General features: G+C 58.6%; 7 protein-coding genes. 2 read left to right on the top strand and 5 right to left on the bottom strand.

Annotated features, from left to right (window positions below):
• Positions 1-1,038, top strand: a 1,038-nt coding sequence (locus BV390_RS02200) for an RbtT/DalT/CsbX family MFS transporter (RefSeq protein ID WP_085396479.1), incomplete at its 5' end; no start/stop codon positions are given.
• A 52-nt stretch (positions 1,039-1,090) separates the two neighbouring features.
• Complete coding sequence (locus BV390_RS02195) at positions 1,091-1,753, top strand: HAD family hydrolase (RefSeq protein ID WP_085396478.1); 663 nt, start codon at positions 1,091-1,093, stop codon at positions 1,751-1,753.
• A gap of 83 nt (positions 1,754-1,836) precedes the next feature.
• Here BV390_RS02195 and yegS read toward each other — a convergent pair whose 3' ends face one another.
• The 5 genes from yegS to mdtD form a co-directional block, all read right to left on the bottom strand.
• Complete coding sequence (gene yegS, locus BV390_RS02190) at positions 1,837-2,730, bottom strand: lipid kinase YegS (protein WP_004864639.1); 894 nt, start codon at positions 2,728-2,730, stop codon at positions 1,837-1,839.
• A 284-nt stretch (positions 2,731-3,014) separates the two neighbouring features.
• On the bottom strand, positions 3,015-4,376 hold the full coding sequence (trhP, locus tag BV390_RS02185; protein ID WP_032686771.1) for a prephenate-dependent tRNA uridine(34) hydroxylase TrhP: 1,362 nt from the start codon (positions 4,374-4,376) through the stop codon (positions 3,015-3,017).
• 171 nt (positions 4,377-4,547) lie between these two features.
• Positions 4,548-5,270 carry an envelope stress response regulator BaeR gene (baeR, locus tag BV390_RS02180; protein ID WP_004864635.1) on the bottom strand — a complete coding sequence of 241 codons (723 nt, stop codon included), beginning with the start codon at positions 5,268-5,270 and terminating at the stop codon, positions 4,548-4,550.
• Positions 5,267-6,784 carry an envelope stress sensor histidine kinase BaeS gene (gene baeS / locus BV390_RS02175; protein WP_004864633.1) on the bottom strand — a complete coding sequence of 506 codons (1,518 nt, stop codon included), beginning with the start codon at positions 6,782-6,784 and terminating at the stop codon, positions 5,267-5,269. Before baeS ends, baeR begins: the two co-directional genes overlap by 4 nt.
• A complete protein-coding gene (gene mdtD, locus BV390_RS02170; RefSeq protein ID WP_004864631.1) occupies positions 6,781-8,196 on the bottom strand; it encodes an MFS transporter in 1,416 nt (471 codons plus the stop codon). The genes baeS and mdtD overlap by 4 nt, the downstream gene beginning before the upstream one ends.
• Position 8,197: the final 1 nt, after the last annotated feature.

Genomic DNA, 8,197 nt, shown 5'->3' with positions numbered 1-8,197 from the left:
ATGCTGATCGGCTTCGTGCTGTGGTGCGTGTTCCACGTGCTGTTCCTGATTTTCGGCCTCGGCCACGCTAACTACCCGCTGATCCTGCTGTTCTACGGCATTCGCGGTTTTGCTTACCCGCTGTTCCTCTACTCCTTTATCGTCGCCATCGTGCACAACGTGAAAAGCGACGGCGCCAGCTCGGCGCTGGGCTGGTTCTGGGCGGTCTACTCGGTCGGCATTGGCGTGTTCGGCAGCTATATCCCGAGCTTTACCATCCCGCATATCGGCGAGCTGGGGACCCTGTGGCTGGCGCTGGTGTTCTGCGTCACCGGCGGCATTATCGCCCTGGTATCGCTGCGCCATATTCAGACGCCGCGCCATATGCAGAATCTCACCACCCGCGAGAAGTTTGCCGAACTGGGGCGCGCCGCCACGCTGCTCTACACCAACCGCAATATCCTGCTTTCCAGCATGGTGCGCATCATCAACACCCTGTCGCTGTTCGGCTTTGCGGTGATCATGCCATTGATGTTTGTCGATGAGCTGGGCTTTACCACCTCCGAGTGGCTTCAGGTGTGGGCGGCTTTCTTCTTCACCACCATTTTCTCCAACGTACTGTGGGGGATCCTCGGCGAGAAACTGGGCTGGATGAAGGTAGTGCGCTGGTTTGGCTGCATCGGCATGGCGCTGTCGAGCCTGGCGTTTTACTACATCCCCCAGCACTTCGGGCATAACTTTGCCATGGCGCTGGTGCCGGCGATTGCGCTGGGGATTTTTGTGGCGGCGTTTGTGCCGATGGCGGCGGTCTTCCCGGCGCTGGAGCCGCAGCATAAAGGGGCGGCGATCTCGGTCTACAACCTGTCGGCGGGGCTGTCCAACTTCCTGGCGCCGGCGATTGCGGTGGTGCTGCTGCCGTACTTCAGCACGATTGGGGTGGTGGTGGCGTATACCGCGCTGTACGTGCTGGCCTTTTTCCTCTGCGCCTTTATTCGCGTCGAGCAGCCGGGCTTTACCCTGAAGCCTGTGGCTGCCCGCAAAAGCGTTGAGTTTTCCTGACACAGTTCCCGGGCTGACAGGCGAGTCCCGTCAGCCCGGTTTGAGGTAAAAGATGAGCATCAAAGCGGTAATTTTTGACATGGATGGCGTGATTATTGATTCAGAAGCCCTGTGGCGGCAGGCGCAACGGGAGGCGCTGGCCTGCTGGGGCGCAACGGTCAGCGAGGAGGAGTGTGAAACGCTGACGAAAGGTAGACGACTGGACGATATTGCCCGCGTGTGGTGTCGGCACTGCCGGCTGGCGATTGCGCCACAGCAGCTGGAGGCGCTCATTTTACAACGCATCGTTGGATTGATTGCCGTCAAAGGAGTGGTGATGGGCGGCGTCAACGAGACATTGGCGCATTTTCGTCGTCTGGGCTACCGGATTGCGCTGGCGACCTCCTCATCTCACCCGGTGATTTCCGCGGTACTCGATAAGCTCTCTCTGCGGTCCTGTTTTGATGTGATTTCCAGCGCCGATGATGAGGCGTGGGGCAAACCGCACCCGGCGGTCTACCTCTCGACTCTGGACAAACTGGGGCTGAGCGCCGGGGAGTGTCTGGTTATCGAGGACAGTTTTCATGGCTTTTGCGCGGCGCAGGCGGCGGGCATTGCCACGGTCGTGATTGCGCCTGACTGCCAGCATCCGCGTTTTGCCGCCGCCGTCGCCCGCCATCGCTCGTTACCGGAACTGCTGCAGACGCGCGCTGAGCCTGCCCTGGCTCTCGGGTAACGACCTTATCGGTGAGCGCAGAAGCCCTGGAGATGTAAACGGTCTTTTAATCTCTTCGTTCTGCGCTCACTTTCCACCAGCTATTATTTCAGCAGCGCGCAGTCCGGCGGCAGGCGGCAGCGCAGGGCGCCAGGAAGAATTTCCATGCGGAAATGTTTACCGCTCAGCGGCTCGCCATCGAGGTTAAAGGTCATCTCGTGCGGCGCGGTGACTTCAAACCACGACGACACGCCGTCCACCAGGTTAGGGGAGTTGTCGGGATTCGCCAGGGTAGTAAACAGCGCGGGGAGCAGCTCTTCGCCGGTAAAAACCCGCAAATGCAGCAGACCATCGTTAATCAGGGCCTGCGGGCAAAGCTGCTGACCGCCGCCGGCCTGACGACCATTACCGATACCAATAACCAGCGCGTTTCCGCACCAGCTAAAGTTTTCGCCGCGGATTTCGCAGCGGTCGGGTTTCAGGGTGTCCATACGCATCAGGCCATGAATCAGATAGGAGACGCCGCCGAGCGCGGCTTTGAGTTTCTCCGGCGTTTCGGTGGTAATCCGCGTGCCGAAGCCACCGGTCGCCATATTAATAAAGCCGGTTTTGTCATTCACCCGCGCCACGTCGATGGCGATATCGCGGCCGACGATCGCCAGTTTCAGGGCGCTGGCGAGATCTTGCGGGATCCCGACGCTGGTGGCGAAATCATTGGCGGTACCCAGCGGCAGGATACCGAGCGGCACCTGGCTCTCGCGTTGGACCAGCGCCGTGGCGACTTCATTGATGGTGCCATCGCCGCCGCCGGCAATCACCGTCCCTACCTTAAGCTGCAGCGCTTCATCGACAAAACGGACGGCATCGCCTTTTTCCCAGGTCACACGGACATGGATGTCGACACCTTCCTCGCGCAACAGCGCGATCGCTTCGCGCAACTGCGGCTCGTTAGCTCCTTTGCCATTGAGAATCAGTAAGCTGGCTGGAAACACGGGCATAGTTATGGCTTCCTTTTTGTACAAGATGCAGAAAGTGTACCCCATGAAGGCGAGGATGGACATTTTGTAAAAGCGGACGGCGACGAGAAGGGGGGGAACGCCCAGCGGCGTGAAAAAAAATAAGCCCGCGTAAGGGAGATTACGCAGGCTAAGGAGGTGGTTCCTGGTACAGCTAGCATTTATGGGTTATTTTTTTCAGCAGGATGGATGATACCCGCTTCAAACGAAACGGTGTGTGATCCGTTTCTAATATCCGTGCATCCTGAAAAAATAACCCTGATAAACTAGTTACTATGCGGATTTCTGGTCGTCTGACCAGTAAAGTTGCGCATCAGCAGAGCATACTGTAGTTCCATCTCTTCCGGCACCGGTAACCATACTGTATAGCCATCGCCAGGGGCGACCGGCATCGCTTCGCCTTTGGCATTCACCATCTGTTCAAGGGTGAAGTTAACGTTGCCCTGCGGGGTCATCAGCTCAAGGCTGTCGCCGACGGAAAATTTATTCTTCACCGCCACGGCGGCCAGCTGGCCGTTGCGCTCGCCGGTAAATTCACCGACAAACTGCTGGCGCTCGGAGAGGGAATAACCGTACTCGTAGTTCTGATAATCGTCATGGGTATGACGACGCAGGAAACCTTCGGTGTAGCCGCGGTGGGCCAGCCCTTCCAGGGTTTCCAGCAGGCTTTCGTCAAACGGTTTACCCGCCGCGGCGTCATCGATAGCCTTGCGGTAAACCTGCGCGGTGCGCGCGCAGTAATAGAACGATTTGGTGCGGCCTTCGATTTTCAGCGAGTGCACGCCCATCTGCGTCAGACGCTCGACGTGCGCAATGGCGCGCAGGTCTTTGGAATTCATGATGTAGGTGCCGTGTTCATCTTCGAAGGCGGTCATGTATTCGCCAGGCCGTTTGGCCTCTTCAATCATAAACACCCGGTCGGTTGGCGCGCCGATCCCCAGCGTCGGTTCGACGGTCTTGACCGGAATCGGCTGATGCTGGTGGACGATATTGCCGACATCATCTTCTTTGCCTTCCTGGACGTTATATTCCCAGCGGCAGGCGTTGGTGCAGGTGCCCTGGTTCGGGTCGCGTTTGTTGATATATCCCGAGAGCAGGCAGCGGCCGGAATAGGCCATGCACAGGGCGCCGTGGACGAAAATCTCAAGCTCCATCTCCGGGACCTGGCTGCGGATTTCGCCGATTTCATCCAGCGACAGTTCGCGGGAAAGAATGACCCGGCTCAGCCCCATCTGCTGCCAGAATTTAACGGTCGCCCAGTTGACGGCGTTGGCCTGTACCGACAGATGAATCTGCATATCGGGGAAATTTTCCCGTACCAGCATGATTAAACCCGGATCGGACATAATCAGTGCGTCCGGCCCCATATCCACCACCGGCTTCAGATCGCGAATGAAGGTTTTCAGCTTGGCGTTGTGCGGCGCAATGTTGACGACCACGTAGAATTTTTTCCCCAGCTGATGAGCTTCATTAATGCCCTGCTGCAGGTTTTCATGGTTGAATTCGTTGTTGCGCACGCGCAGAGAGTAACGCGGCTGGCCAGCATAAACGGCGTCTGCGCCATAAGCGAAGGCGTAACGCATATTTTTCAGCGTTCCCGCCGGGGAAAGGAGTTCCGGTTTAAACATGATGTTCTCGTTCTGATGACAGGTCAGATTCGCCACACCTGATGCGGCGACTTGGGGAAGCACCGTTATGAACAGTGCCCACACATTAAGGGCGGGCATTGTAGCGCTGTGGGTAAGGAGAGTAAACCTTTCCCCTTACCCCAATCTGCCCTTGTGAAACGAGGAGGGGACTTACGCCAGACGGCAGGCGTCGGCCTCCCAGCGGTAGCCAACGCCGTAGACGGCGCGGATAAAGGACTGCTCGGCGTCCAGCGACTCCAGCTTACGCCGCAGGTTTTTGATATGGCTGTCGATCGTTCTGTCGGTCACCACCCGATAGTCATCATACAGGTGATTGAGCAGCTGCTCGCGGGAGAAAACCTTGCCCGGCTCCTGAGACAGCGTTTTCAGCAGACGAAATTCGGCAGGGGTCAGATCCAGCAGCTTATCGCGCCATGAGGCCTGAAAACGGCCCTCATCGACAATCAGCGGGCTTTCCGCATCCAGCGCCAGCAGATCCCGCCGCGGTCGGCAGCGGCGGAGGATCGTTTTCACCCTGGCGACAACTTCGCGCGGGCTGTAGGGCTTGCAGATATAGTCGTCGGCGCCGATCTCCAGTCCAAGCAGCCGATCGATTTCCTCAATTTTCGCCGTCACCATCACCACCGGAACGTCGGAAAAGCGACGGATCTCCCGGCACAGCGTCAGGCCATCGGTTCCCGGCAGCATCAGATCTAACAAAATCAAATGCGGCGGGGTCTGGCGAACGTAAGGCAGGACCTTATCGCCGTGATTAATCAGCGTTGGCGCATAACCTGCTGCGAACAGATAGTCGAGCAGCAACTGACCCAGTTTGGGTTCATCTTCCACGACAAGAATGCGTGGGGTATTTTCATCAACAGGTAATTCACTCATACGTCTCTCGGTGTATCACGTTCCAGAGGTAACTCTACTTTAATGCTAACCCCGCCAAAAGGCGAATGGTCGGCCCGTAAGGTGCCGCCGTGGGCAGCCACAATGTTGACACAAATCGCCAGCCCCAGTCCGGAGCCGCCGCTGGCGCGGTTGCGCGAACCTTCGGCTCGATAAAAGCGCTCGCACAGCCGCTCCAGCTGTTGGTCGCTGACGCCCGGACCGCTGTCGGCAAAATCAAGGATGATGCGACGGCCTGTCTGGCTGGCGCTGATCAGCAGACGTCCGCCGCTATCGGTATAGCGGAGACTGTTTTCCAGCAGGTTGTTAAAAAGCTGCATCAGGCGATCGCCGTCGCCAAATACCGTCGCGTTTTCCGGAAGCGAAACGGCGATGGTCAGCCCCCGGCTGGCAAAGCGTTCACGGAAGGCGCCCGCCGCGACTTCCAGCAGCGTAATGATATCCACGGAGGTTTTTTGATAGGCCAATGCGCCTTCGTCGGACATTGATAGCTGGTGTAGATCGTCGACCAGTTTGGTCAGGGTGGCGACCTCCGCCTGTAGCGAGGTGACGGAATCCGGGGTGAATTTACGTACCCCGTCCTGAATCGCTTCCAGTTCGCCGCGCAGCACCGCCAGCGGGGTCCGCAGCTCATGCGAAATATCCGCCATCAGGTCGCGACGCATTTGCTGGTTGCGCTCCAGGGTGCTGGCGAGCTGGTTAAAATCCTGCGCCAGGCGGCCGAGTTCATCGCTGCTACTGACCGCCACGCGGGTGGTGAAATCTCCCGCCGCCAGGCGGTGGGTCCCTTCGACCAGACGTTTGACCGGCGCCAGCAGGCCGCGCGCCAGCGGGAACGTGGCCAGCGCCGCAAGGATCGTCGACAGGGCAACAATCAGCCAGCTGGTGCGCTTTTGCTGACGGTCAAAGTTAATATCGGTGTTGCGCGTCAGACGCTCGACCGGTGACGCGATAACCGCCCCCACCGACACGCCGTTCACCACAATGTTGCGACGGCTGCCATCTTCAGGCACCCGCTCGCGGGGGCCAACCAGCACCCGTCCTTTCTGATCAACAACCCAGAAAAGCGTGCGCCAGCCGTGCGGGGGCATATCCGGGCCGGGGCCGCGTGGACCGTTTGGCGGAGGGCCATCCGGCGGGGGGCCATCGGTGTCAGGGGGGCCGAGGTCCAGACGGCCGTCAGGCATGCCGCCGGCGTTTGTTTTGCGCCCGCCGGGGAAGCGATCGTCGTTATCGCGATCGAACGACTTTAACAGCTGGAAAATAAACCGATCGTTATTGCGCAGAAATTTCCAGTTGCCGTGCAGGGCATACTGCTCGCTCAGCGCATCGCCCAGCATCGTCAGCCGCTGTTCATTTCCGCGCTTGATATAATCGATAAATCCGCGTTCAAAACTGATGCGCACCGCCCAATGCATGCTGATGAGCAGCACGATGCAGGTGGCCAAAATAGCCAGGAACAGCTTGCCGGTAATACCGGGACGCCATAGCTTCACGGTTCACTCCTGTTATGTCGGGCGATAGCGGTATTGCTGGCAGTATCATCCGGAACGCGGGAAAAAAGGCATGCCGGCAGCGCGATAATCACCGCCATGCTCAGGTAGGTATAGAGAAAGACCTGATGGGTGGCGGCGGCATCGGCGCTGATATGCTGTTGACCGAACAGGCCGAGCAGCATCCCGGCGAGGGTCACGCCAATACTCATCGACAGCTGCATGACCATCGACAGCATGCTGTTGCCGCTGCTGGCGAGATCATCCGGCAAATCTTTCAGCGTCAGGGTATTCATTGATGAAAAGCGGCTAGAGTTGATCATCCCCTGCACAAACAGCACCACCGGCAGCAGCCAGTACCAGCCCGCCAGGGCGACGGCCATAAACAGCAGGCTAACCAGCGCGAGACCCACGGTCGCCACCATTAAGACGCGGCGGTAGCCAAAGCGGTTCACTACCTGCACCACGATACGTTTCATGCCCATACTGCCAAGCACCATCGGAATCATCATCATCCCGGCGTGAAACGGCGTAAAGCCAAGGCCAATTTGCAGGAATACCGGCGTCATAAAGGGCAACATACCGCTGCCGATGCGTCCGGCAAAGCTGCCGCCGAGCCCGAGAGAGAAGGTGCGATTGCGAAACAGGTTCAGGCTGAACAGGGCGTTGTCGTTGCCCCGGGCGTACCATAAATAGAGCAGAATCGAGGCCACGCCAATGACCACCAGCGCGCTCAGCAGCAGCGGGGATATCCCCAGCCCTTTTTTACCGTCGAGCGCGAGGGTTAAGGTCGCCATCCCCAGCGCCAGCAGGATAAAGCCAAACATATCGAAGCGCCGGGTCTGCAGCGTGTAGTTCGGCATCAGCCACAAGGTGGCGATGGCGCCGATAATGCCCACCGGAATATTGATTAAGAAAATCCAGTGCCAGGAGGCGTATTCCACCAGCAGGCCGCCGAGTGCCGGACCAAGCAGCGGGCCGACCTGGCCGGGGAGCGTCACAAAGGTCATCGCCGCCATATACTGGGCGCGCGGAACGATTTTCATCACCGTCAGGCGACCGACAGGCACCATCATGGCGCCGCCGACGCCTTGCAGTACGCGGGCCAGCACCAACTGATCGAGGGTTGCCGCCTGGGCACAAAACAGCGACCCGAGCGTAAACAGAATGATGGCGCTAAAGAAGATATTGCGTACCCCCACCCGGTCCGCCAGCCAGCCGCTGGCGGGCAGCATAATCGCCACCGTCAGGACGTAGGAGACGATAACCATATGCATGTGCAGGGGGCTCTCCCCAAGGCTTTTAGCCATCGAGGGGAGGGCGGTATTAACGATAGTGGTGTCCAGCGACTGCATAAAGAAGCCGAAAGCCACTATCCATAATTGCCAGCGGACGCTGGAGGGCAGTTCTGTCATA

The organism is Klebsiella sp. YJ (assembly GCF_002108615.1).
GTDB classification, from domain to species: domain Bacteria; phylum Pseudomonadota; class Gammaproteobacteria; order Enterobacterales; family Enterobacteriaceae; genus Klebsiella; species Klebsiella planticola.
Note: the sequence above shows the minus strand (reverse complement) of the source record. Positions and strands in the feature narration are given on the sequence as shown.